The organism is Sphingomonas rhizophila (genome assembly GCF_014396585.1).
GTDB classification, from domain to species: Bacteria; Pseudomonadota; Alphaproteobacteria; order Sphingomonadales; family Sphingomonadaceae; genus Sphingomicrobium; species Sphingomicrobium rhizophilum.
Map to the genome: position 1 here is coordinate 2,330,877 of NZ_CP060717.1, position 23,452 is coordinate 2,354,328.

Here is a 23,452-nt window from a genome sequence, read left to right on the forward strand (position 1 = left end):
GAATGACGATGCGGGTGGCCAAATTGGCGGTTGCGTTCCTCGGGCTTGCCTCGCTGTCGGCTTGCGTCAGCATAAAGGAATCGCACGGCTTCGTTGCCGACGAACAGCTGACCCAGGCGATCCAGCCGGGGATCGACAACAAGGATTCGGTCAGCAAGTCGCTCGGCCGGCCTACCTTCGTCGGCCAGTTCAGCCCGAATGACTGGTACTATGTGACCCAGCAGACCCGCCGGTTCGCGTTCCGTAATCCGCGGACGGTCGATGCCACCATCCTGCACGTCAGTTTCGACCAGGCCGGCAACGTCGCCGCGGTCCAGACCACCGATGAATCGCAGATCGTCGCGGTCAACCCGATGGGCGGCAAGACCCCGACGCTTGGTCACAAGAAGGGCCTGCTCGAAGAGTTGTTCGGCAATATCAGCTCGATCTCGCAGCCGGGCCTGCCGGGCGCCGACACGCAGTAAAGCGAAGCATCCCGCCGCTTGTCGGAGAGGCGGCCGGGTTCTAAGCCCGCCCCATGACCGCAACGCCCACCGGCATGACCTATGCCGATTATCTGTCGCTGGACTCCATCCTGACGGCGCAGCATCCGCAATCGTCCCTGCACGACGAAATGCTGTTCATCGTCATCCACCAGACCAAGGAACTGTGGCTGAAGCAGATGCTTCACGAAGTCGCCCTCGCGACGGCGCTGGTCCGCGACGACAAATATTCCGAAGCCTACAAGGCGCTGTCCCGGGTCAGCCGGATCCAGTCGGTGATGACCCTGTCGTGGGACGTGCTCGCGACGCTGACACCGGTCGACTATAGCGCCTTCCGCCACGTGCTCGGTACCTCGTCGGGCTTCCAGTCGCCGCAGTTCCGCGAAGTTGAATATCGCCTTGGCCTGAAAGACCCGCGCTACCTCGAGCTTCACGAGGGCGGCAGTGAGGGCCGGGCGAGGCTGGAGCGGGCGATCACAGAGCCGTCCTTGTGGGACGAGGCCAATGCGGCCCTGACCCGCGGAGGCTATTCAGTCGGCTCGAGCGACGAAATCCGCGCCGCCTGGCTCGACGTCTATCGCCGTGCCGACGAGAAGTTCGAACTCTACCAGCTTGCCGAAAAGCTGGTCGATATCGACGACGCGCTTGCTTCGTGGCGGCACAAGCATGTCCTGACGGTCGAACGGATCATCGGCATGAAGCGCGGCACCGGCGGGTCCGAAGGTGTCGCCTATCTGGCGTCGACCTTGTCCAAGCGCGCTTTTCCCGAACTCTGGTCGCTGCGCACCGAATTGTGAGCTTCAAGCGGCTCTTCACGCGCTCGCTCGGCGCAGCGCCGGAACGGCTGCACCTCGCCGCCCACAGTCACCATCTGTGGCCCGACGCCAGCTTCGATGGCCAGGTCGAATGCTGGAACGACGCTGCGCGCCTCGCTGACCGCAAATGGGACCGGGTGATGGGCGAGGTCTGGCCCGCCGCGCAGGCTTCGGTGGCGGCGGAGCTTGGCGGTGCCACCGCCGATTCGATCGTGTTCGCCGCCAACACCCACGACTTCCTCGTCCGCCTGGTCGCTGCTTGCCCGCGGGCCCATGGGCGGCCGCTTCGCGTGCTGATGAGCGATGGCGAATTCCATTCCGCGCGCCGGCAATTCGCCCGATGGGAGGAAGAGGGACTGCTCAGGGTCGACCGCGTGCGAACCGAGCCGTTCGACGATTTCAGCGCGCGTTTTCTCGCGGCAGCGAATGGCGGGTCATACGACCTCATCCTGGTCAGCCAGGTCCTTTTCGGCAGCGGCCGCCTCTTCGACGCGGTGGATGAGCTTGCTCGACTGGCCGGACCTGAGGGTCCGTGGGTCGTGGTGGATGGCTATCACGCGTTCATGGCGATCGACGCACCGTTGTCGGCGGACGCCGCGCAGCGGGCCTTCTTCCTCGGGGCGGCTATAAATATGCCATGGCCGGCGAGGGGATGGGCTTCATGCATTGCCCGCCCCGATTCGGCCCGCGGCCGCCAATCACCGGCTGGTACGCGGAATTTGACGATCTCACCCTGCCGCCCGGAATGGTCGGCTACGCGCCCGACGCGATGCGTTTCATGGGCGCGACGTTCGACCCGACGGCATTGTATCGGTTCAACGCCATCCAGCGGATGTTGGCGAAGGAATGCATCGACACGAAGGCGGTTTCCGCGCACGTCGGCGCGCTCCAGTCGGCGTTGCTTGACGCGCTGCAGGGAACGCCGCTGGCCGACGCCGAGCTACTCAACCCGCTCGACGGAAAGCCGCATGCCCGCTTCCTCGCGTTTCGCCATCTCGGCGCCGCGCAATGGTGCAATGACCTCCTGGCCCGCGACTGCGTCACCGACGTGCGCGGCGATGTGCTGCGGATCGGACTGGGCCTCTATCATGACGAAAGCGATATCGCTGCCTTTGCGGCCGTCGCGCGGACCCTCCGCTAGGCCTTCAGCCCGTCGCGAAGCATCGTGTTGGCATGCTCGGCAACCGCGTCGGCATCTTCGCGGCCCCAAACGCCAAAGCGCAGTCCCAGGAAGACGTTAATGCCCATCATCGCCCAGGCGCGGACTTCGTTGGCAAGTTCGCCATCGTCGCGGATCTCGCCGTTCTGCGCGCCCTCGCGAAGTCGGCCGGCGATCCGGGCCGCCGCCGTTTCGTAGTGGGTTCGAAAACCTTCGGGGTCGACGAACTCCGCTTCGTCGATGATCCGGTAGACTTCCTTGCGATCGACTACGAACCGCAGATAGGCCGCCAGCGCCCGGCGTTCCCCGTCGAGCGCATCGGTCGCCTCGGCAAAGACTGGTGCGACATAGTCGCGGACCTGGCCCGACATGTCGCGGACGAGGGCAGCGAACACCGCCTCCTTGCTGTCGAAATAGGTATAGAAGGTGCCAAGCGCGACCTTGGCGCGGGTCGTGATCCCGACGATCGAACTTTCGCCGAAGCCGCGCTCGCCGAATTCCGCCAGCGCGGCGTCTAAAATTTTCCTCAGCGTCTTCTCGCCGCGCTTCGTCCGCGGGCCTTGCCCTTGCTGGCATAAGCCAGGGTGTCGCTATCGCCGCTGGTCATTCCTCAAGCCCCCGCCATCCGCTGACTTTAGCCAAGTTGAAAGTTGGTTCAACTATCATTATAGCCTCTTGGGAACGGCTGGATGCTCGAGACATCGGCCAAGGAGAGGGGACTAGATGATGAGTCGTATCGACAGCGCGCGTGCGCTTTTCCTGGCAGGCGCAGCGTTCGCGTTCGTGATTCCGACGGCCGCATCGGCGCAGACCGCCGAGCAGACGACCGCCGAAGCGCAAGACGCGCCGCCGGCGCCGGAAGCCACCGGTGCAGCCAATGACGAGGGTCAGGACAGCGCTGTTGGGGAAGTGGTCGTTACCGCGCGTCGCACCGAAGAATCGCTTCAGAAGGTACCGTCCGCGATCTCGACGTTCAACGAGCGCGCCCTCGACCGCATCCAGGCGAGCGATTCGACCGCGCTCCAGGGCGCCGTTCCCAATCTCAATATCGTCCAGGGACGTGGCTCCTCGAACGCGACCAATATCTTCCTTCGCGGCGTTGGCCAACCGGACGCGCTGCAAACATTCGACCCGGCGGTCGGCGTCTATATCGACGACGTCTACCTGTCGCGCATCCGTGGCAACCAGATGGACTTGCTCGACCTGGAGCGGGTCGAGGTGCTGCGCGGACCGCAGGGCACCCTGTACGGCAAGAACACCATCGGTGGCGCGCTGAAGTTCGTCACTCGCCGGCCCGGCAAGACGTTCCGTGCCAACGGCTCGCTGACGGTCGGCAATCATGACGCGCTGGAACTCAAGGCAGCAGTGTCCGGACCGATCTCGGAAACGGTGTCGGCCGGCGTTGCGGTGCTGCGCTCGAAGCGTGACGGCTTCGTCGAGGACGAAGTCCTCGATCGCGACTATAACGACAAGGACACGTTCGGCGTTCGCGGCGCTCTTGCCTTCACGCCCTATTCGAACCTTCGGATCGACCTGACGGCGGACTACAGCAAGGACGATGCTGCGCTCAATGTCGGGCGCCCGCTCAACAACCTCACGACGTTCTCGGGCGGCGTGCTGGTGGTCGACAATCCGGCGACGAAATATGACTGGAAGGGCCGCACGACGCCTGGTCTGCCCAACTCGACAAAGCTCAAGCACTACGGCTTCTCGAGCACCATCGCCACGGACATCACCGATGCCCTGACGCTGAAGGTCATCACGTCCTACCGCAACCTCAAGACCGACGATTACATCGATATCGACGCGACCCAGTATGAGATCGGTGACGTCTTCGTCGGCGTCAGCCAGAACCAGCTGAGCGAAGAGGTCCAGCTCAACTACACGACCGACCGGCTGAAGGCGGTCGCCGGGCTTTACTACCTCGACGAGCGGGTGAAGTCGCACCAGGAGGCCTACGCCGACGACCTGCTCGGGCCGCTGTTCCTGAACAGTGGGTTCCTGCGCACGATCGACGACGATCTCAAGACGAAGAGCTACGCCGGTTACGCCAACGCCAGCTTCGAGGTCGTGCCATCGGTACACGTCTCGGGTGGGATCCGCTTTACCCGCGAAACGAAGGATTATTTCCGGACGACCAGCACCTTCTATTCCCTGCTGCCGGGGTTCAACGGGACCTACCTGTTTAATCCGGCGAAGGCCGGATGGAACGACACGTCGCCGATGCTCAGCGTCGACTGGTCCCCGACCAAGGACTCGATGGTCTACGCGCGCTTTGCCAAGGGCTTCAAGTCGGGCGGGTTCAATGGCCGCGCGAACTCGGTCGCGGAATCGACCGAATATGATCCGGAGACGGTGAAGTCCTACGAAGCAGGGTTCAAGACGTCGTGGGGCAGTGCCCTTCGCATCAACGGCGCGGTCTTCCACAACGACTATAGCGATTTCCAGGCCCGTGTGTCGGGAGAGGATACCGATCCGATCACGGGCCTCCCGTCGCCCAAGCTTTCGGTCCTAAATGCCGGAAAGCTGCGCATTCGCGGGGCCGAGCTGGAGGCCGCATGGACGCCGTTGGACGGCCTGCTGTTCGATACGCAAGTCGGCTACCTCAAGGCGAAGTATCGCGAGTTCGACGATGCCCGCTTCACCCTGTTCGACGGCAGCCGCGCGTTCCAGACGCCAGCCTTCTCGCCGAAGTGGACGGCCCGCATCGGCGCACAGTACGCCTTCGACCTGGCCGGAGCCGGCGGCATCACGATCGGCGGCCAGAGCCGGTACAAGTCTCGAACCGCCCTGGCAGTCGACAATACGCCGGTGAACAGCGATGCCGAGATCGCAGGGCTGTTCCAGGGCAGCTACTGGGTGCACGATGCGCGGCTGGTGTACGAAACCGAAGGCAAGCGCTTCGCGATCGGGGTCTACGGCCAGAACCTGGCCAACCGCCGGTACAAGACCGACGGCCAGGAATTCTCGACCATCGGCTCGATCCGCACCGTCTATTACGGCAACCCGCGCACGGTCAGCCTGCGCCTGACCGCGCGCTACTAGGCTGTGGCCCGGGGCGTTCGGCAGGACCGAACGCCCCGCTACACGAATTGCCGATGAGCGCCGGATATTCCGAACGACGCTGGACGTCCCGAGACGGGCTGGAACTGTTCGCCCGCGACTATGCGCCGCCAGGCGATGAGACCGGATTGCCGGTCATCTGCCTGCATGGCTTCACCCGGAATTCGGCCGATTTCGAAGACCTGGCGCCGCTGATCGCCGGTTGGGGCCACCGTGTCATCGTTCCCGACGTTCGCGGTCGCGGGCGTTCCGGCTACGATCCCCATCCCGAAAACTACACCCCAAGGTCTATGCCCGCGACGTGGGTGAGATGATGCGCACGCTGGGCGTCGGGCGCGCCGCGTTCGTCGGGACGTCGATGGGCGGCCTGATAACGATGACCTTCGCTGCCGTCCGCCCCCGCGCTGTTGCGGCGGCGGCGCTCAACGACGTCGGCCCGGAAGTCGCGCCGGAAGGCATTGCGCGGATCCTGAGCTATGCCGGGCAGCCGGTGGAGATTCGTAGTTGGGATGATGCCACCGCCTACGTCGAGCGGATCAACGCAGTCGCGTTCCCCGATTACGGCGAGCAAGATTGGCGAAAAGTGGCCAAGCGAACCTTCCGCGACGCCGCTGATGGACCAGTCCTCGACTACGACCCGGCCATTGCCGTCGCGAGCAGCAAGCCCCCGCCGCCCTGGGCACCCTTGCTCGCCCGGTATCTGTTCCGGCGATTGACCCGTGGTCGGCCAGTGCTGCTGATTCGGGGGGCGCTTTCGGACATTCTGTCGACGACCATTGCGGAACGGATGCAGCGGATGGCGCCCAAGATGCATCGCGTCGACGTTTCCGGCGTCGGACACGCGCCATCTCTTTCCGAGCCGCAAGCGGTTGACGCGATCCGCGCCTTCCTGCGAACGGTGGCGTAGTCAAGGCGCGAAGACGCCGGTGTCAGGAGGACTGGACCATGAGTGAACGTCTTACCGGTCCAGCCGCGGTGGTGACGCGTTCGCCCGGACCGATCCTGGCGCTCCTGTTGCTCGCCTACATCTTCAATTTCCTCGACCGGCAGATCCTCGGCATCCTTGCCGGACCGATTATCAAGGACCTGCAGCTCACCGACGCCGAGTTCGGCGCGATCGGCGGAATCGCCTTCGCGCTGCTTTATTCGGTGCTGGGCGTACCCCTCGCCATGCTGGCCGACCGCACCAGCCGCAGCAAGGTCATCGCCGGGGCGCTCGCGGTGTGGAGCGGCTTCACCGCGCTGTGCGGGACGGCGACCGGGTTTACGCAGCTCTTCGTCTATCGGCTCGGCGTCGGCATCGGCGAGGCCGGCGGTGTCGCTCCGGCCTATGCACTGATCGCCGACTACTACCCGCCGAAGCGGCGCGCCCGCGCGCTCGCGATCTTCTCGCTGGGCATCCCGCTTGGTCTCGCGGCGGGCACGCTGATCGGCGCCTATCTGGCGTCGTGGATCAGCTGGCGCGCGGCTTTCTATGCCATGGGCATCGCCGGCCTCGTCCTGGCGCCGATCATGCTGATCTTCGTCCGGGACGTGCCACGGTCGGCCGCGGCCACCGCCACCGTTTCCCTGTCGCAGGCATTCCCGATCATCGCGCGCAAACCGGCCTTCTGGCTGATGGCGTTCGCCGCCTCGCTGAGCTCGCTGGCCGGCTATGGCCTTGCGCTGTGGACCCCGACAGTCCTCGAGCGCAGTTTCGGCTTCGGGCTAATCGAGCGCGGGCAGTTCCTCGCGTCCATCTTCCTGATCGGCGGAACCGCGGGGGTGTTTGCCGGCGGCTGGCTCGCCGACCGACTGGGTCAGGGCGACCGCCGCTGGTATGCGCGACTGCCGGCCATCGCCTGGCTGATTACCGCACCGATGTTTGCGATCGGCCTGCTATCGTCGGATCCCTGGGCGGCGTGGGGCCTGCTTTTGATTCCGAACGCGTTGAACATTCTCTGGCTGGGGCCGGTGACGACCGCGGTCCAGCACCTCGTCGCTCAGCCGATGCGCGCCACTGCGTCGGCCAGCTTCCTGCTGATCAACAATCTCATCGGTCTCGGGGTCGGCCCGACCCTGATCGGCGCCCTATCGGTGATGTTCAAGGAACGCTACGGAACCGAGGCGCTTCGCTATGCTTCGGTCAGCGTTGTCGGCTTCTATCTGATCGCTGCGCTGCTGATGCTGCTCGCCGTGCGCCGCCTTCGCGAAGACTGGGTCGAAGACTAGGCTTCGGGTCTGGACTGAGGGGTTCCCACCGAGTCGCCGGCGGAACGGAGCGGTTTCCGAGCCGTTTGTAGGCTCCGGAAGGAGTTCTTCGATGAACAAGATTTTGCTCGCAGCGGGCGCCGCGGCGCTCGCGATTAGCGGACCCGCGCTCGCTGGTGGACAGCAGGGCGGAGGCCATGGCGGCGGTCACGGCGGTGGCGGCCAAGGCAAGGCCAAGGTCGAACGCGGCGGTGGCGGCCCCAAGGCTGCCGTGCAGCGGCAGGGCGGAGGCAATGACCGCGCCCAGATGAAGGCCGAACGTGGAAATCGAGGCCAAGGCCAGGTCGCGAAGATCGACCGCGGGCCGCCTCGTGCCGACAAGGTCGATCGCGGCGGCGGGAAAGTCGATCGCGGAGACCGCAAGGTCGATGTCGTCGACCGCGCCGTCGTTCGCGTCCGTGACGGAGGCGCGCCGCGCGTCGCCGTTGCCAACTATTACGGTTTTGACGGCGGCGGTTGCCCGCCGGGCCTTGCCAAGAAGGGCAACGGCTGTCTGCCGCCCGGCCAGGCCAAGAAGCTGGTCGGTTCCGCGCTGGCGCCCGCCTACCTCGGGGCAATGCTCGATGGTCCATATCGTGACTGGTACCGCGACGATGACCGCTACTTCTACCGGATGGGCGACGGGTACATCTATCGCGTGGATCGCGGGTCGAACCTGATCAGCGCGCTGTTCCCCTACTATGACCGGGACTACAGCTATTACCCGGTCGGGATGATGTATCCGTCCGATTTCAATTACTACAACGTGCCGTATCAGTACCGCACCTATTACCCGGACGGCGGCGACTATCTCTATCGCTACGGCAATGGAGCGATCTACAGCCTCGACCCGCAGACGCAGGCGGTGCAGTCGATCGTTGCCTTGCTCGCGGGTGATCTCGGCGTCGGCCAGCGGCTGCCGGCCACTTACGGCGTGTACAACGTCCCGTTGCAGTACCGGGCGCAATATTATGACACGCCCGACAATTGGTATCGTTACAACGACGGCTACATCTATCGCGTTGACCCGACCACGCAGCTGATCACGGCCGTGATCAACGCGCTCGTCTGATCGCGCCTTCCTCCCACCTCCATTGGACAGGATGACAATCGTGAAGAAGCTCAAATTCATTGCCCTGGGCGCCGCGTCGCTGGCGCTGCTCTCGGCGTGCGACAAGAATGGCGACAATCCCGCGGCGCCGACCGCTGAATCGGCCAAGGCGGCCGGTGAGGATACTATCGCCAAGGGCCTGCCCGGCGGCAGCAAGTTCGCCGAAGCCGCCAAGTCGGTCGGCCTCGATGCGACGTTGGGCGGTCCGGGACCCTACACCGTACTGGTCCCGACGGATGCCGCTTTCGACAAGCTGCCTGCGGGTGCGCTCGATACGCTGATGAAGCCGGAATCGCGCGCCGACCTGACTGGCGTGCTGAGCTACCACATCCTCCCAGGCACGATGCTGGCCGAGGATATCGGCAAGGCGATCGACGCTGGCGGCGGAAAGACCGAGATCGCCACCATGGGCGGCGGGACGCTGACGGCGACCAAGGAAGGCGACAAGATCGTCCTGACCGACGCCGCCGGGACCAAGGCCATCGTCACCACCGCCGACTCCAAGCGGTCGAACGGCGTGGTTCATGAAATCGACTCGGTGCTGATGCCGAGCAAATAAGGTTGATGGCCCGCGGCAACACCCTGCCGCGGGCCTCATTCGCATCCAATTTACCGCTTCCGCCCTTCGCTTGCCTCGCTATAGTCGGGGCAATCACGCGCAAGGGGCATTATTGACATGAAGGCGACGATCGAGCGGGCGACCCTGTTGAAGAGCCTGGGCCATGTCCAGTCGGTGGTCGAACGCCGCAACACCATCCCGATCCTTTCGAACGTCATGATCGACGCGAAGGAAGACGGGTCGATCCGCCTGATGGCGACCGACCTCGACCTGCAGGTCGATGAAAGCGTTCCCGCGCAGGTTGGACAGCCCGGCGCAACGACCGTGTCGGCCCACACCTTCTTCGACATCGTCCGCAAGCTTCCGGAAGGCAGCCAGGTCGAACTGAGCGCCGCCGACGGCAAGATGCAGGTTGTCGCCGGGCGTGCCCGCTTCAACCTGTCGACCCTGCCGCGCGACGATTTCCCGGTGATCGCCGAGGGCGACCTGCCGACCCGCTTCGAGCTTCCGGCCGCCACGCTTCGCCAGATCATCGACAAGACGCGCTTCGCCATCTCCAGCGAGGAAACGCGCTATTACCTGATGGGCATCTTCCTCCACGTCGCCGACGACAAGATGAAGGCGGCGGCGACCGACGGCCACCGGCTTGCCCGCGTCACGGTCGACAAGCCGGAGGGCGCCGACGGCATGCCCGACGTCATTATCCCGAAGAAGTGCGTTGGCGAACTTCGCAAGCTGCTCGACGAGGTGGGGGGCACGGTCGAAGTGTCGCTGTCATCGACCAAGGCCCGCTTTGGCCTTGGCAATGCGGTGCTGACTTCGAAGCTTATCGACGGCACTTTCCCGGACTACAATCGGGTCATCCCGACGGCCAACGACAAGCTGCTCAAGCTCGATCCCAAGACATTCATGGCCGGCGTAGACCGCGTGTCGACCATCGCCAGCGAAAAGACCCGAGCGGTCAAGATGGCGCTGGACCGCGACAAGGTGACGCTGTCGGTGACGAGCCCGGAAAACGGCCTGGCGGTCGAGGAACTGCCCGCGGACTACGGCAATGACGGGCTCGAGATCGGGTTTAACGCCCGCTACCTGATGGACATTCTTGGCCAGATCGAGGGTGACAGCGTCGAGGTCCACCTCGCCGACGCCGCCGCGCCGACCCTGCTTCGAGAGAATGACAAGTCGAGCGCCCTCTACGTCCTCATGCCGATGCGCGTCTGACCGGCGCGGCAACTGAAATGACGGACCGGCCCAGGCGGGGCGCTCGGCGGCGTCTGGCGCAAGGCAGAGGCGTAGGGTGAACGACACCGTCGCCGATCAAGCCAAGCCCGGTCCGCGCATCTGGCTCTACAAACTGCCATTCAAGGTCGATGGACATGCTTGCCTCGTCAGGTTCGATGCCCGACTGTCCGGCCTGTATTCGACTTTGCTGATCGACGGCGACGCCGTCGCCGCCGACGAAACGCCGGCGACCGGTGCCGCCGCGACGCGCAACCACCGGTTGTCGACCACGCTGGCCGATGGATCGTACATCGAGATCGAAGCGGGCTACATCGACTATATCCGGGTCGGAATCGCCGTCCGTCGTGACGGCCAACTCGTCCACGAAAGCCATCCGGGGCGAACCATCGCCTATCCGGAGCGCATGGCGCGCATGCTGCGTGAACAGGATGCGAAGGGAAAGCCGACCTACGACGTCGCGAAGCTCAAGAAGAACAGGGTGCCCATCCTCGTCGACATCGCCGCTTCGTTGATTTTCTTCGCGGTCGCCAAGTTCACAGACCTTCGCACGGCCGCGCTGGTCGGCGCCGCCGTCGGAATCGCGCTGATGATCGCGCAGCGGTTCGTAAAGGTCGACCTGATCGGCGGCATGGCGCTATTCGGTATCGTCATGCTGCTCGTGTCCGCCGGCTTTGCAATCGCTTTCGAGGACGATGAACTGATCAAGCAACGATCGACCATCGTCGGCCTGATCGGCGCCACCTTCTTTCTGCTGGATGGATTGCTGCTGCGCGGGAAGCGATTGGGGCGGGGGATGTCGCGCTACATCGCCTATACCGACATCGACGAACGTCGATTGGCGATAGGAATGGGGTTGGTTGGCGTCGTCCTGGCCCTGTCGAATTATGTGGTGGTCAAGCTCGTCAGCACGAACGTCTGGCTGTTCTACACCACCTTCGGCGACGTACCCTTGTCGTTTGCCCTGGTCCTTATGGCGATCCGATGGTCGCGGCAGGCGCCAAAAAGGCCGGCATCATCGTCGTAACACGGAGCGTCAGCCCTTTTTGAGTCGCCGGCGGTTGGCTGTCGCAACGGCATGGATCGGCCGCAGGGCACGACGGCCACTTCGCGATGCGCGCCTCGACATGCGGCTCGACCGGGCAAGGATCGCTCCCGGCGACCCGGGGCCACTCAGGCCCGTCAATGCCATCCCGATCGCTTGCCCCTGCAGGATGGCATCGCTGTGAAGTGCGGTCAGGTCGCCCATCATATTCTGCTGGGCCTTGGCGAAAGCGGGGGCCTTCTCCTCCACCATCCGCATGATTTCTGCGTAGTCGCCGCCGAAAGGGTTCTGGAAAGCCCAGGCGATCTTACCGCCGCGACGCGCGACGACCTCGCTCGATGCGCTCAGTGTCTCGCCAATCAGGCGGCCGGTTTCGATCCAACCGGCCCAGAAAGTAAACAGGTCCGTCATCCGCCGTCTCCTCGAGGCCCGGACCCTATCATGTTGCAGCGCAACATAAAGGCAAATCGTCGCTCGCTTGAGCGGGGCGGTGGTTGCGCTACGAGGGACAAGTGACGATCAAACGCCTCTCGTTGACGAATTTCCGGAATCATCTGTCGACCCTGGTGGAGCCCGATCGCCATTTCATCCTGCTGACCGGACCGAACGGCGCGGGAAAAACCAACGTCCTCGAAGCCGTTTCGCTGCTGGCGCCCGGCCGGGGCCTCCGCCAGACCGCCAACGTAGAAATGGCCCGGCGAGACGGGCCGGGCGGTTTCGGGGTCGCGGCGCGGTTGGACGACGCCACGGAAATCGGGACCGGGACGGAACCGGCAAACCCGGACCGCCGCATCGTCCGGATCAACGGTGCTGCGGCGGCGGTGAATTCCCTGGGGGAGCGGCTGTCCGTCCTGTGGCTGACCCCGGCAATGGATCGGCTGTTTGCCGACAGTCCGGGCGGGCGCCGGCGATTCCTCGACCGGATGACGCTGGCGCTCGATCCGCGCCACGCCTTTCATGCGGCGCGCTACGAAGCGGCCATGCGGGCACGAAACAAGCTGCTCGCCGACCCGCCGCCGTGGGACGAGGAATGGCTCGGCGCGCTAGAAGCGCAAATGGCGGAACATGGCGCCGCGGTGACGGCCGCGCGGCTTGCGACCGTGTCCGGTCTGGAGGCCAGCCAGTCGGCCGGCGACTTTCCCGTCGCCCGTCTCAGTCTAGCGAACGCTACAGACGGTCTCGGCGAGCGGCTGTCGCGAGTGCGGTCGCTCGACGCGTCGGCTCGGCGGTCGACCATCGGCCCAACAACGAAGACCTGAACGTCATCTTCGACGGCAAGGACATCGTAGCGGCCCGCGCTTCGACTGGGGAGCAAAAGGCCCTGCTGCTGGGACTCATCCTGTCGCATTCCCGGCTGGTGCAGCAGCAGCGCGGCGCGGCGCCGGTCCTGCTTCTCGACGAGGTTGCAGCCCACCTCGATCCGGCACGGCGCGAAGCACTTTATGACCAATTGCGAGCCGGCGGGCAGGTGTGGATGACAGGGACTGAAAACGCCCTGTTCGACGCCATCGAGCCTGACGAGGCCACCCGTATCGAGGTCGCCGACGGTAGCACGTCCGAGCATTGACTGGACTTTTCGGCGAAACGCCCTATATTGCACCGCAACACGAGGCGCCTAGCAAGCGGCGTGATCGACCTCCGTCAGGAGGATCCGGCCCGCGCCTCGACCCAGCTTTCATGCTCTCCATATCACGCGGGGTGCTCAACCAACCCCTGGTCGAGCCGCGCCCCGACGCGCGGCCGATCGCTTTGAACATCGGATTTCATCTTGACCCAATTTACCGACCTTGGGCTCTCGCAGCCCCTCCTCGATGCGCTCGCCTCGAAGAATTACACTCAGCCGACGCCGATCCAGGCGCAGGCCATCCCGACCGTGCTGACCGGCCGCGACCTCTTGGGCATCGCCCAGACCGGCACCGGCAAGACGGCGGCGTTCATGCTGCCGTCGCTCGACCGGCTGGCGACCCCGCGTGTCCATCCTATCCCGAAGCGGGTGCGGATGCTGGTGCTTGCGCCGACCCGCGAGCTCGCCTCGCAGATCGCGGACAGCGCCCGCACCTATGCCAAGAACGTCCACCTCACGGTCGACGTCGTGTTCGGCGGCACCGCGCCGATGAAAAGTGTCCGCGCCGTGGCGCGTGGTCTCGACGTGCTCGTGGCAACGCCGGGCCGTCTGCTCGACCTGGTCGACCAGCGCGCGATCGACCTCAGCCGCCTCGAGATCCTCGTGCTCGACGAGGCGGACCAGATGCTCGACCTTGGGTTCATCCATGCGCTGAAGCGGATCGTCCAGATCGTCCCGAAGCAGCGCCAGACCCTGTTTTTCTCGGCGACCATGCCGCGCGCCATCAAGCAACTGGCGGACACCTATCTGACCAACCCCGCCGAAGTATCGGTGACCCCGGCCGCGACGACGGTCGAGCGGATCGATCAGACGGTCACGTTCGTCAACCAGGCCGAAAAAGCGGCGCTGCTGACGCTGTTCCTGCAGTCGACCGAGATCGAGCGTGCGCTGGTGTTCAGCCGCACCAAGCATGGCGCCGACAAGATCGTCCGCCAGCTCGCCGCGTCGGGCATCGCCAGCGCCGCCATCCACGGCAACAAGTCGCAGCCGCAGCGCGAACGGGCGATCGCCGCGTTCAAGTCGGGCGAGACGCCGGTGCTGATCGCGACCGACATCGCCGCGCGCGGGATCGACATTCCGGGCGTCAGCCACGTCGTCAATTTCGACCTTCCGGACGTTCCGGAGCAATATGTACACCGCATCGGCCGCACCGCGCGTGCCGGCGCCGATGGCACCGCGATCGCCTTCTGCTCGCCGGATGAGCGGGTCAATCTCAAGGACATCGAGAAGACCACCCGCCAGCGGATCGACCAGAAGCCGCTGCCGGAAGGCTTCGTTGCCGCCGCTGCTGCGCTCAAGGCGCTCAAGCTGCCGGCCAAGACCGAGGAAGCTGTTCGGGGTCGCACGTCGGGCAGCGGTCGCCGTGACCAGCCGCGCCGCCCCAAGGCAACGGCCGAATTGCGGCGCTTCGGCGAGCGCGGCGATCGCCAGCCGCGCCGCGACGAGGCGCGTCCGCCGCAGGCCCGTCGCGACGAAGCCCGTCCCCAACAGGTGCGTCGTGACGACAGCCCGCGTAGCTTCGACCAGTTTGGGAATCGGCAGGAGCAGCAGCGTTCCGGGCCTTCCGCACTGCGGCAGGACCGTGGTCCGCGCAGCGATGGGCAGCGCCATCCGCAGCGGGCCGGCGCTCATCCGGCGCATCGCCCGGAGGGCGGCAAGCGCCCATTCGGCGGTGGTCGTGGCCGTCCCGGTAGCCGGCGTCCCAACCGCGCCCAAGGCTGACGCATCCACTCGAACCCGCCTTCCGTATCGGCTAATGGTCGTTACGGGGGAGGGTTCGAATGGACGTTTCGCTTAGCCGGCGTCAGGCTTTGGCCGGACTGGCGGCGTCGGTCGTGCCGCTTCCGGCTTGGTCGGCCACGCCACGCACCGATCCAGAATGGGTGCGCGCGCTGCTGACGACGTTGCACCCCGGCCTTTACCGGTACCAAACCCCTGCCGAATTCGAAGGACGTTATGCCCGGTTCGCCCGGGCATGGCAGGCATCGCCGGCAATCGAGCAGCGCACCCTGGCGCTGGCGCGGCTGCTCGGCCCGATCCGCTGCGGCCATACCCACATCAATCCCTACAATCAGACCGACGCGACGATCGTCCGGCTGACCGGCGGCCGGGCGTTGCTGCCCTTTCGCTTCCGCTGGCTGCGCCAGCGCATGATCGTCACCGGCGACCTACTTGGGGCCGGCATCCAGCCCGGTACGGAAGTGCTGACGATCGACGGACGCCCGGTCGCGACCCTGCTCGCCGCGCTCCTTCCCCTGGCCCGCGCCGACGGCAGCAACGACGACAAGCGCCGCGCCCTGATGGGCATCGCGGGGCGCGACCAGTACGAGGAATTCGACCTGTACCAGCCGCTGCTCTGGCCGCTCCGCAGGTCGGTGCGGCTCAAGCTGCGTTACCCGGCCGGAAAAGTGGAGACGCGCACCGTCGCCACGATCGATCGCACCGCGCGCCTTGCGGCGCGGGTCAAGGCGCCCGAGCGCGACGGCACCGACCCGCAATGGGCGATCGAGCAGCGCGGGGCGACCGCGATCCTGACGATGGACAATTGGGCGCTCTACGACAGTCGCTGGAACTGGCGCGGCTGGCTCGACGCGCAGATGACGCGCATCGCCAGCAACGGCACGCGTGGCCTCGTCATCGACCTCCGTGCCAACGAGGGCGGGCAGGATTGCGGCGACGTCATTCTGTCACGCCTGGCGCGACTACCGCTTCCGGCCGAGCCGATGCAACGGCTGGTCCGGTTTCAGGAAGTGCCCGCCGACCTTCGGGGACCACTCGATACATGGGACAAGAGCTTCGTCTCGCTCGGCAAGGGTGCTCCCGCCGCGGCCGGCGGCTATTTCCGCCTCGCCCCCGCCGACAGCGGCGGGTCGGATGTCATTGCCCCGCTCGCGCCGCGATTCGACGGGAAGGTGGTGGTGCTCATCTCCTCGACCAACAGCTCGGCGACATTCCAGTTCGCGCAGCGGATCAAGGACGCGGGACTTGCGACCCTCGTCGGCGAACCGACGGGCGGTAACCGGCGCGGGATCAACGGCGGCGCCTACTTCTTCGTGCGCTTGCCGGACAGTGGGCTCGAGTTCGACTTGCCGCTGATCGGCTACTTCCCCGAAAAGCCGCAGCCGGACGCCGGCATCCGCCCGGACGTCATGGTCCCGGTGACCGCATCGGCCATCGCCGAAGGGCGCGACGAGGCGCTGGAAAAAGCACTGCGAATCGTCGCCTGAAGGACCTGAAACGCTTCCCTTTCCGCGCCCGTGCGCCTATGGTGGAAGCCATGATTCTCCGCGCTTTCCGGGCCACCTCTCGCCCGGCCCTGATCGACTAGTCCAGAACTCGTCCGCGCGTCCCTTTTTCTCCAGGAATTGATGGAACCCGATGGCCTCCGATCCCAACCAGAACAGCTATGGCGCCGAAAGCATCAAGGTGCTCAAGGGCCTCGACGCGGTGCGCAAGCGGCCGGGCATGTACATCGGCGACACCGACGACGGGTCGGGCCTGCACCACATGGTGTTCGAAGTCAGCGACAACGCCATCGACGAGGCGCTGGCCGGGCATTGCGACCGCATCCTGATCCAGCTCAATCCCGATGGCTCGGTCACGGTCGAGGACAACGGACGCGGCATTCCGACCGGCATCCACCCCGAGGAGGGGGTCTCCGCGGCCGAAGTCATCATGACCCAGCTCCACGCCGGCGGTAAGTTCGAAAACACCAGCGACGACAACGCCTACAAGGTTTCGGGCGGTCTCCACGGCGTCGGCGTCAGCGTCGTCAACGCGCTCAGCGAATTCCTGGACCTCACCATCTGGCGCGACGGCGAGGAGCATTTCATGCGATTCGCCCATGGCGACGCGGTCGCGCCCCTGAAACTTGTCGGCCCGGCGCCGGAGGGCAAGAAGGGCACGCGCGTCACTTTCCTGCCCAGCCCCGAGACGTTCAAGATCACCGAATTTGACTTCGAACGGCTGGAGCATCGTTACCGGGAGCTGGCGTTCCTCAACTCGGGCGTCCGCCTGATCCTGGCCGACGCGCGCCATGAGGAGCGGGTCGAGCATGAGTTGTATTACGAGGGCGGGATCGCCGCGTTCGTCAAATATCTCGACCGCGCCAAGACGCCGCTGTTCCCCGAACCGATCGCCATCTCGGCGGTGCGCGACGGGATCGGCATCGATGTCGCGCTGGAATGGAACGACAGCTATTACGAAAACGTCCTGCCGTTCACCAACAACATCCCGCAGCGCGATGGTGGCACGCACATGGCCGCATTCCGCGCGGCGCTGACCCGCACCATCAACAATTACGCGGAAAAGTCCGGCCTTCTGAAAAAGGAGAAAGTCGCGCTGACCGGCGACGACATGCGTGAAGGCCTGACCGCAATCGTATCGGTCAAGCTGCCCGATCCCAAGTTCAGCTCGCAGACCAAGGACAAGCTGGTCAGTTCCGAAGTTCGCCAGCCGCTCGAAAGCCTGATGAGCGACAAGATGAGCGAGTGGCTGGAAGAAAACCCCGCCAACGCCCGTGCCATCATCCAGAAGGTGATCGACGCCGCGGCGGCTCGCGAAGCGGCACGCAAGGCGCGTGATGCCAGCCGCAAGACGGTAATGGGGGTGACGGGACTTCCCGGCAAGCTTCACGATTGCCGTGAGCGCGACCCGGCCAAGTCAGAACTATTCATCGTCGAGGGCGATTCGGCCGGCGGCTCGGCCAAGTCGGGCCGCAACAGCGAATATCAGGCGATCCTTCCGATCCGCGGCAAGATCCTGAACGTCGAGCGCGCGCGAACCGATCGCATGCTCTCGTCGAAGGAGATCATCTCGCTGATCCAGGCGATGGGCACCGGTATCGGGCGGGAAGAATTCACGCTCGAGAAGCTGCGCTATCACAAGATCATCATCATGACCGACGCCGATGTCGACGGCGCCCACATTCGCACCCTGCTGCTGACCTTTTTCTACCGGCAAATGCCGGAACTGATCGAGGCGGGCCACCTGCTGATCGCCCAGCCGCCGCTGTACAAGGCGACGCGCGGCAAGGCGGCGGAATATCTCAAGGATGAAGCGGCGCTGGACGACTACCTTGTCCGCAATGGTGTGCAGCTGACCTCGCTCGACGGGATCGGTTCGGGCTCGCCGTTGCTGGCCTTGGTCGAACATGCTCGCCGCATGCGGGCGCTGATGGCCTACGCGCCGCGCCGCTACGATCCGGTGATCGTCGAAACGCTGGCGCTCGGTGGCGCGCTCGATCCCGCGATCGGCTCGGACGAACGCGCCGGCCGCCTCGCGGAAGTGACTCGGCGGCTCGACCAGGGGGATCCCGAGGCGCAGTGGACGGCGCGGCTGACGTCTGAAGGCGGCTTCCACTTCGAGCGGCTGTGGCGCGGGGTGACCGACCATCACATCATCGAAGCGGCGTTCATTGCCTCGACCGAAGCACGCAAGCTGCACGTCCTCGCCAAGGAGCAGGCCGAACTTTATGTCGGCGCGCGCAAGCTCGTGGCGCTCAAGGCGGCCGAGCGAAGCGATGCCGGCGAAGACGATACGGCGACGACCGACGACGGCGCCGAGGGTGACGAAGAGACGGAAACCGCGCTGGTCATCGGCAAGGGCGAAACGCTCGTTGCCCGCCCGTCGCAACTTCTAGACGCCATTCTCGCGGCGGGCCGCAAGGGCTTGTCGATCCAGCGCTACAAGGGGCTTGGCGAAATGAACGCCGAGCAGCTGTGGGAAACGACGCTCGATCCGCTCAACCGGTCGATGCTCCGCGTCGCGATCGACCAGGCCGACGTTGCGGACGAGATCTTCACCCGTCTGATGGGCGATGTGGTCGAGCCTCGCCGCGAGTTCATCCAGGACAACGCACTGAACGTCGCGAACCTCGACGTTTGAGGAACATCGGCGCGGCGATCGGGTTGGCGGTGGGATGAGCGTGCCCGCCACCGTCACCGTCGCGTCCTACAACATGCGCAAGGCCATCGGGACCGACCGCAAGCGGCGGCCGGACCGGGTGCTTCATGTCCTCCAGGAAATAGACGCCGACATCGTCGCGCTGCAGGAAGCCGACAAACGTTTCGGGACACGCGCTTCGGCGGTGCCGCATGAGCTGATCGACGGCCACGGGCTCTACAAGCCGGTGGAATTCGGGGTGAGCCATTCGCGGCTGGCGCACGCGATTCCCTTCGGTGAACGGATCGAGAGCAGGCTTGGCCTCGCCACCCGCAACCTCGGCTGGCACGGCAACGCCATCCTGGTGAAGCGCGACGTCGAGATCACCGGCACGGAGGCGCTCCACCTGCCGACCTTCGAGCCGCGCGGCGCGGTCGTCGCGGAATTGCGCATCGGCGGGCGCGACCTGCGCATCGTCGGAATGCACCTCGATCTGAGCGGCCTGTGGCGCAAGCGGCAGGTGCGTGCGATTCTGGACCATATCCGCCACTGCCACCGGCCGATGCCGACCGTGTTGATGGGCGACACCAACGAATGGCGGCCTCGCGCGCAAAGCCTGGCGGAATTGGACGGGCATTACCGGTTCGCGGCGACCGGCCCGAGTTTCCACAGCCGCAGGCCGGTGGCCGCGCTCGACCGGATCATCGTCGACAAGAAGCTGAAGATCGACGCCTGCGGCGTCCACAGCAGCAGCGAGGCGCGCAAGGCGAGCGACCATCTGCCGATCTGGGCGCGGTTGGTCCTTTAGCCGCCGGCCATCTTGCGTTGGCGCCGGCGCTGGATCGACGACCCGATGCCCATGGCCTCGCGATACTTGGCGACGGTCCGTCGAGCGAGGTCGAACCCTTCCTTCCTCAGCAACTCGACCAGCGTGTCGTCGCTCAGGATGTCGTCCTCGGCCGCGATCAGCTTGCCGATTCGGGCTTTGACGGCCTCTGCCGCAGCGCCCTCGCCGCTGTCGGAAGCGACGCCTGAACCGAAGAAGTAGCGAAGCTCGAACAGACCCAGGCCGCATTCCAAATATTTGTTGGCGGCAACCCGGCTGACGGTCGATTCATGCATCTCGATCGCCTCGGCGACCTTAGCCATGCTCAGCGGCTTCAGGGCCGCGACGCCGCCCCCCTCGAAGAACGCCTGTTGGGCGCGGACGATCTCGGTCGCGACCTTAACGATGGTCCGGGCGCGCTGGTCGAGTGCCTTCACCAGCCAGTTCGCGCTCGCCAGACAATCGTTGAGCCATGCCTTGGACTGCTTGTCCTGTGGCCCGCGCTTCAACTCCGCATGATACCGTCGATTGACGAGGACCCGCGGCAGCACGGCGTTGTTGAGCTCTACCGTCCAACCGCCGCGGGAAGGGCGGACGAAAAGGTCGGGAACGATGGCGTCCGGTTCACGATTGACGAAGCGGCAGCCCGGCTTGGGGTCGTAGTCCTTGAGTTCGCGGACCATGTCGACGAGGTCTTCGTCGTCGACTCCGCAGATGCGCTTCAAATCCTTCATTCGCCCCTTGGCGAGCAGGTCGAGGTTGGCAATCAACCGCGCCATGGCGGGGTCATAGCGGTCGGCGGCTTTCGCCTGGAGCGCGATACATTCTTCCAGGCTGCGCGCCGCGATACCCGGCGGATCGAGCGACTGGACCAGTGCCAACGCCTCCCGCACCTCGGCCAGGCCGGTGTCGGTTTCGTTGGCGATGACGTCCAGCGGCGTTTGAAGGTAGCCGGTTTCTTCCAGCTCATGGATGATAGCCTCGGCCGCGCGACCGACGGCGCCGCCGATGCCATGGAGTTGGGCCAGCAGGTGCTCACTCAGACCAGTCTCGCCGGCTTCGAGCCGATCGAAGTCGAATCCCTCGTCGTTTCCGGATGGAAGGTCGACGGCGCTGTCGACGTCGAGGGCAGATTCACGCCAGTCGACGTCGACCGGGCTGTCGTCGATTCCGCCAAGCTTGCCGATCAGCTCGTCGCTGCCAGTGGGGTCGGGCGCCTCATCACCCGTTTCGCGATCCTCGCGAACGATGACGCCGCCTTCGGCCGCGCCCTCGCCCGGCCGCGCCTCAAGCAGCGGGTTCTTGGCCAATTCCTCGGCGATGACCGCTTCGATTTCCAGGTTGGACAGCGCCAGCAGCTTGATGGCCGCCTGCAGCTGCTGGGTCATGACCAGCGACTGAGTTTGGCGAATGTCGAGACGTGGGCCGAGCCCCATGATGACCCTGCCCGCCGGCGCTACAGCGCGAAGCTCTCGCCGAGGTAGAGCCGGCGGACCTGCTCGTCGGCGACGAGCGCTTGGGGGGTGCCTTCGAACAGCACCTGGCCGTCGTAGATGATGCAGGCGCGGTCGACGATTTCCAGCGTTTCGCGCACGTTGTGGTCGGTGATCAGCACGCCGATGTCGCGCTGCTTCAGGTCCTTCACTAGGTCGCGGATGTCGCTGATCGAAATGGGGTCGATGCCGGCGAACGGTTCGTCGAGCAGCATGATCGAAGGATCGGCAGCCAGTGCGCGCGCGATTTCGCAGCGCCGACGCTCACCGCCTGAAAGCGCCATAGCCGGCGAGGTGCGCAAGCGGGTCAGGCCGAATTCGTCGAGCAATTGCTCCAGCCTCGCGGCACGGGCGGCACCGTCCGGCTCACTAACTTCGAGCACCGACAGGATATTCTGTTCGACGGTGAGGCCGCGAAAGATCGAAGTTTCCTGCGGCAAATAGCCAAGGCCCAGAATAGCGCGGCGGTACATCGGCAGGTGGGTGATGTCCTGCCCGTCGAGAATGATCCGCCCGGTGTCGGGACGAACGAGGCCCATAACCGAGTAGAAGCTGGTCGTCTTGCCGGCACCGTTGGGGCCGAGAAGGCCGACGACCTCGCCGCGCGATACGCTCATCGACACATCGTGAAGCACGGCGCGCTTGTCGTAGGATTTGGCGATCGACCGGACCTCAAGCCCGCGAAACGGCGCTCCGGCCATTTCGACCGCGGACCGTTCAAAGGCCTGGACGTCGTTCACGGGCGGCCTAACTGCGCTGCGGGACGGTAAAGCGTCCGGTCACCCGGCCGCCCGATGAACCGACGCCCGGCGAGCCGCCGTCGATCACGGCTCGTCCGGAGGTCAGGTCGATGACCAGCCGCGATCCCATGACGTGGCTGCCGCCGCGCTCCAGCCGGACGGCGCCGACCAGGGTGATCAGCTTTCGGTCGAGGTCGTAGATACCGAAATTGCCGCGCGCGGTTTCCGACGGGCTGCGAACCACCACGCCACCCGATGCGTCGAGGCGTTGGATCTGGATTCCTCCGCTTGACGAATAGGCCACGGTAAGTCGCGCCGCGTCGAGCGAGAGCTGCCCTTGGGTGACATGGACGTTGCCGGCGAAAATGGCGCGGTCGGCACGATCCTGCACTTCGATCCGGTCAGCTGCCACGTCGACGGGCTGGTTCGAATCATGCCCCTTCAGCGCCGACACCGGCTCTGCCGCATACGCGGTGGCCGCAATCAGGCCCAGCGAGCCCAGCGCCACCAACCATTTCGTTCGAACTTGCCCCATGACGTTCATCTGAGCGCCCCTTGCACGATTTTCAAGCGAGCACCTCCGGTCAGTGACACCGACCGCGATCCGAGGTCGGCATTGAGGTGGCCGGCGCTGAATTCACCAAGCCGCATCGACCCCTGTACGGGTCCGGCGCTGGAAAGCCGCCGAGTCTTGAGGTCGACCCCCACGTCGCTGGTTTCCAGCCGATAGCCGTCAGGACCGGCGACCCGCACCGCGCCGTCCACCAACACCTTCTGCGTTTCCAGGTTGTACCGTCCCTGGGGAGCCTGGATGGTCAGCGGTCCATTGGCTAGGTCGAGCCGCGCCGCCATGCCGTGGATCTGCACCACCGGTTGGCTGCTGCTCGGCTGGATCGCCTGGTTCGCCACGATCGCGAAATTGCGCCCTTCGTTGTCTTTCCCGCTGTAACGCGCCGCCTCGACCCGCATCCGTTCCTCGGCCTCGTCGACCTTATTCTTGTCGAGAATGAAGCTGACGTCGCCCTTGCGGCCGAACGGCGCGATGGCGAGCAACAGTAGCAATGCAAGCGCCAGCACTGGCAGGCCCAGCTTGGCCAGCCGCACGACGCGGTCATGGCGGCTACCGGGCTCGGCCCAGTGCTGCTTGACGGCGCGTTCGCGGTAAGCGGCTTCGGACACGCTTC

22 protein-coding genes and 2 pseudogenes are annotated in these 23,452 nt (G+C 65.3%); 16 read left to right on the forward strand and 8 right to left on the reverse strand.

Annotated features, from left to right (window positions below):
• Nucleotides 1–2 precede the first annotated feature (2 nt).
• Nucleotides 3–464 carry an outer membrane protein assembly factor BamE gene (locus tag H9L12_RS11950; protein ID WP_187541916.1) on the forward strand — a complete coding sequence of 154 codons (462 nt, stop codon included), beginning with the start codon at nucleotides 3–5 and terminating at the stop codon, nucleotides 462–464.
• 53 nt (nucleotides 465–517) lie between these two features.
• Nucleotides 518–1,279: a tryptophan 2,3-dioxygenase gene (locus tag H9L12_RS11955; protein WP_187541917.1), complete on the forward strand. Its 762-nt coding sequence runs from the start codon at nucleotides 518–520 to the stop codon at nucleotides 1,277–1,279.
• On the opposite strand, the gene H9L12_RS13755 is transcribed toward H9L12_RS11955, so the two are convergent.
• Nucleotides 1,213–1,572 carry a hypothetical protein gene (locus H9L12_RS13755; protein ID WP_246450399.1) on the reverse strand — a complete coding sequence of 120 codons (360 nt, stop codon included), beginning with the start codon at nucleotides 1,570–1,572 and terminating at the stop codon, nucleotides 1,213–1,215. The genes H9L12_RS11955 and H9L12_RS13755 overlap by 67 nt on opposite strands.
• A gap of 362 nt (nucleotides 1,573–1,934) precedes the next feature.
• Here H9L12_RS13755 and H9L12_RS13760 point away from each other — a divergent pair, with 362 nt between their 5' ends.
• Nucleotides 1,935–2,438 carry a kynureninase/PvdN C-terminal domain-containing protein gene (locus tag H9L12_RS13760; protein WP_246450400.1) on the forward strand — a complete coding sequence of 168 codons (504 nt, stop codon included), beginning with the start codon at nucleotides 1,935–1,937 and terminating at the stop codon, nucleotides 2,436–2,438.
• On the opposite strand, the gene H9L12_RS11965 is transcribed toward H9L12_RS13760, so the two are convergent.
• Nucleotides 2,435–2,851, reverse strand: a complete 417-nt coding sequence (locus H9L12_RS11965; RefSeq protein ID WP_343060388.1) for a hypothetical protein — start codon at nucleotides 2,849–2,851, stop codon at nucleotides 2,435–2,437. The two genes, H9L12_RS13760 and H9L12_RS11965, sit on opposite strands and share 4 nt — an antisense overlap.
• 45 nt (nucleotides 2,852–2,896) lie before the next feature.
• Nucleotides 2,897–2,986 (reverse strand): annotated as a pseudogene (locus tag H9L12_RS14240) (TetR/AcrR family transcriptional regulator); the annotation flags it as partial.
• Nucleotides 2,987–3,179: 193 nt separating this feature from the next.
• Here H9L12_RS14240 and H9L12_RS11970 point away from each other — a divergent pair.
• The 8 genes from H9L12_RS11970 to H9L12_RS12000 all read left to right on the forward strand — a co-directional run bounded on the left by H9L12_RS11970 (nucleotide 3,180) and on the right by H9L12_RS12000 (nucleotide 11,684).
• Entirely contained in the window at nucleotides 3,180–5,501 is a 2,322-nt protein-coding gene (locus H9L12_RS11970; RefSeq protein WP_246450401.1) for a TonB-dependent receptor, read from the forward strand.
• Nucleotides 5,502–5,554: 53 nt separating this feature from the next.
• Complete coding sequence (locus H9L12_RS13765; protein WP_246450402.1) at nucleotides 5,555–5,833, forward strand: alpha/beta fold hydrolase; 279 nt, start codon at nucleotides 5,555–5,557, stop codon at nucleotides 5,831–5,833.
• The gene (locus H9L12_RS11975) at nucleotides 5,830–6,426 is read left to right on the forward strand and encodes an alpha/beta fold hydrolase (protein ID WP_246450742.1); all 597 of its coding nucleotides are present in this window, start codon (nucleotides 5,830–5,832) and stop codon (nucleotides 6,424–6,426) included. The genes H9L12_RS13765 and H9L12_RS11975 overlap by 4 nt, the downstream gene beginning before the upstream one ends.
• A gap of 38 nt (nucleotides 6,427–6,464) precedes the next feature.
• A complete protein-coding gene (locus H9L12_RS11980; RefSeq protein ID WP_187541918.1) occupies nucleotides 6,465–7,730 on the forward strand; it encodes a spinster family MFS transporter in 1,266 nt (421 codons plus the stop codon).
• A 91-nt stretch (nucleotides 7,731–7,821) separates the two neighbouring features.
• Entirely contained in the window at nucleotides 7,822–8,820 is a 999-nt protein-coding gene (locus tag H9L12_RS11985; RefSeq protein ID WP_187541919.1) for a hypothetical protein, read from the forward strand.
• Nucleotides 8,821–8,860: 40 nt separating this feature from the next.
• Nucleotides 8,861–9,418: a fasciclin domain-containing protein gene (locus tag H9L12_RS11990; RefSeq protein ID WP_187541920.1), complete on the forward strand. Its 558-nt coding sequence runs from the start codon at nucleotides 8,861–8,863 to the stop codon at nucleotides 9,416–9,418.
• A 117-nt stretch (nucleotides 9,419–9,535) separates the two neighbouring features.
• A complete protein-coding gene (gene dnaN, locus H9L12_RS11995) occupies nucleotides 9,536–10,639 on the forward strand; it encodes a DNA polymerase III subunit beta (protein ID WP_187541921.1) in 1,104 nt (367 codons plus the stop codon).
• A 76-nt stretch (nucleotides 10,640–10,715) separates the two neighbouring features.
• Entirely contained in the window at nucleotides 10,716–11,684 is a 969-nt protein-coding gene (locus tag H9L12_RS12000) for a septation protein IspZ (RefSeq protein WP_187541922.1), read from the forward strand.
• 9 nt (nucleotides 11,685–11,693) lie between these two features.
• Here the strand turns inward: H9L12_RS12000 and H9L12_RS12005 are convergent, their stop codons facing one another.
• A complete protein-coding gene (locus H9L12_RS12005) occupies nucleotides 11,694–12,113 on the reverse strand; it encodes a hypothetical protein (RefSeq protein ID WP_187541923.1) in 420 nt (139 codons plus the stop codon).
• A 101-nt stretch (nucleotides 12,114–12,214) separates the two neighbouring features.
• On the opposite strand from H9L12_RS12005, the pseudogene recF reads away from it, so the two are divergent.
• The 5 genes and pseudogenes from recF to H9L12_RS12030 all read left to right on the forward strand — a co-directional run bounded on the left by recF (nucleotide 12,215) and on the right by H9L12_RS12030 (nucleotide 20,017).
• A pseudogene (gene recF / locus H9L12_RS12010) lies at nucleotides 12,215–13,269 on the forward strand (DNA replication/repair protein RecF).
• A 201-nt stretch (nucleotides 13,270–13,470) separates the two neighbouring features.
• Entirely contained in the window at nucleotides 13,471–15,048 is a 1,578-nt protein-coding gene (locus H9L12_RS12015; protein ID WP_187541924.1) for a DEAD/DEAH box helicase, read from the forward strand.
• Nucleotides 15,049–15,107: 59 nt separating this feature from the next.
• On the forward strand, nucleotides 15,108–16,553 hold the full coding sequence (locus tag H9L12_RS12020; RefSeq protein WP_187541925.1) for a S41 family peptidase: 1,446 nt from the start codon (nucleotides 15,108–15,110) through the stop codon (nucleotides 16,551–16,553).
• A gap of 151 nt (nucleotides 16,554–16,704) precedes the next feature.
• Nucleotides 16,705–19,212 carry a DNA topoisomerase (ATP-hydrolyzing) subunit B gene (gyrB, locus tag H9L12_RS12025; protein WP_187541926.1) on the forward strand — a complete coding sequence of 836 codons (2,508 nt, stop codon included), beginning with the start codon at nucleotides 16,705–16,707 and terminating at the stop codon, nucleotides 19,210–19,212.
• Nucleotides 19,213–19,246: 34 nt separating this feature from the next.
• Complete coding sequence (locus H9L12_RS12030) at nucleotides 19,247–20,017, forward strand: endonuclease/exonuclease/phosphatase family protein (protein WP_187541927.1); 771 nt, start codon at nucleotides 19,247–19,249, stop codon at nucleotides 20,015–20,017.
• On the opposite strand, the gene rpoN is transcribed toward H9L12_RS12030, so the two are convergent.
• From rpoN to lptC, 4 genes are read right to left on the reverse strand one after another with little or no spacing between them, the layout of a single operon-like run.
• Complete coding sequence (rpoN, locus tag H9L12_RS12035; protein ID WP_187541928.1) at nucleotides 20,014–21,471, reverse strand: RNA polymerase factor sigma-54; 1,458 nt, start codon at nucleotides 21,469–21,471, stop codon at nucleotides 20,014–20,016. The genes H9L12_RS12030 and rpoN overlap by 4 nt on opposite strands.
• 20 nt (nucleotides 21,472–21,491) lie before the next feature.
• The gene (gene lptB, locus H9L12_RS12040; RefSeq protein ID WP_187543287.1) at nucleotides 21,492–22,229 is read right to left on the reverse strand and encodes an LPS export ABC transporter ATP-binding protein; all 738 of its coding nucleotides are present in this window, start codon (nucleotides 22,227–22,229) and stop codon (nucleotides 21,492–21,494) included.
• 46 nt (nucleotides 22,230–22,275) lie between these two features.
• The gene (locus tag H9L12_RS12045; RefSeq protein ID WP_246450404.1) at nucleotides 22,276–22,812 is read right to left on the reverse strand and encodes an LptA/OstA family protein; all 537 of its coding nucleotides are present in this window, start codon (nucleotides 22,810–22,812) and stop codon (nucleotides 22,276–22,278) included.
• Nucleotides 22,809–23,447, reverse strand: coding sequence for an LPS export ABC transporter periplasmic protein LptC (lptC, locus tag H9L12_RS12050; protein ID WP_187541929.1), 639 nt, complete (start codon nucleotides 23,445–23,447; stop codon nucleotides 22,809–22,811). Before lptC ends, H9L12_RS12045 begins: the two co-directional genes overlap by 4 nt.
• Nucleotides 23,448–23,452: the final 5 nt, after the last annotated feature.

What these genes read in the sequence shown, in the direction of transcription:
- H9L12_RS13765 (WP_246450402.1), top strand. Translation starts at nt 5,555, where the DNA reads ATGAGCGCCGGATATTCCGAACGACGCTGGACGTCCCGAGACGGGCTG.
- H9L12_RS11985 (WP_187541919.1), top strand. Translation starts at nt 7,822, where the DNA reads ATGAACAAGATTTTGCTCGCAGCGGGCGCCGCGGCGCTCGCGATTAGC.
- H9L12_RS12005 (WP_187541923.1), bottom strand. Translation starts at nt 12,113, where the DNA reads ATGACGGACCTGTTTACTTTCTGGGCCGGTTGGATCGAAACCGGCCGC.
- lptB (WP_187543287.1), bottom strand. Translation starts at nt 22,229, where the DNA reads ATGGCCGGAGCGCCGTTTCGCGGGCTTGAGGTCCGGTCGATCGCCAAA.
- rpoN (WP_187541928.1), bottom strand. Translation starts at nt 21,471, where the DNA reads ATGGGGCTCGGCCCACGTCTCGACATTCGCCAAACTCAGTCGCTGGTC.
- H9L12_RS13755 (WP_246450399.1), bottom strand. Translation starts at nt 1,572, where the DNA reads ATGGGCCCGCGGGCAAGCAGCGACCAGGCGGACGAGGAAGTCGTGGGT.
- H9L12_RS11980 (WP_187541918.1), top strand. Translation starts at nt 6,465, where the DNA reads ATGAGTGAACGTCTTACCGGTCCAGCCGCGGTGGTGACGCGTTCGCCC.
- H9L12_RS12045 (WP_246450404.1), bottom strand. Translation starts at nt 22,812, where the DNA reads ATGAACGTCATGGGGCAAGTTCGAACGAAATGGTTGGTGGCGCTGGGC.
- gyrB (WP_187541926.1), top strand. Translation starts at nt 16,705, where the DNA reads ATGGCCTCCGATCCCAACCAGAACAGCTATGGCGCCGAAAGCATCAAG.
- dnaN (WP_187541921.1), top strand. Translation starts at nt 9,536, where the DNA reads ATGAAGGCGACGATCGAGCGGGCGACCCTGTTGAAGAGCCTGGGCCAT.
- H9L12_RS11970 (WP_246450401.1), top strand. Translation starts at nt 3,180, where the DNA reads ATGATGAGTCGTATCGACAGCGCGCGTGCGCTTTTCCTGGCAGGCGCA.
- H9L12_RS12030 (WP_187541927.1), top strand. Translation starts at nt 19,247, where the DNA reads ATGAGCGTGCCCGCCACCGTCACCGTCGCGTCCTACAACATGCGCAAG.
- H9L12_RS13760 (WP_246450400.1), top strand. Translation starts at nt 1,935, where the DNA reads ATGGCCGGCGAGGGGATGGGCTTCATGCATTGCCCGCCCCGATTCGGC.
- H9L12_RS12020 (WP_187541925.1), top strand. Translation starts at nt 15,108, where the DNA reads ATGGACGTTTCGCTTAGCCGGCGTCAGGCTTTGGCCGGACTGGCGGCG.
- H9L12_RS11955 (WP_187541917.1), top strand. Translation starts at nt 518, where the DNA reads ATGACCGCAACGCCCACCGGCATGACCTATGCCGATTATCTGTCGCTG.
- H9L12_RS11975 (WP_246450742.1), top strand. Translation starts at nt 5,830, where the DNA reads ATGATGCGCACGCTGGGCGTCGGGCGCGCCGCGTTCGTCGGGACGTCG.
- H9L12_RS11950 (WP_187541916.1), top strand. Translation starts at nt 3, where the DNA reads ATGACGATGCGGGTGGCCAAATTGGCGGTTGCGTTCCTCGGGCTTGCC.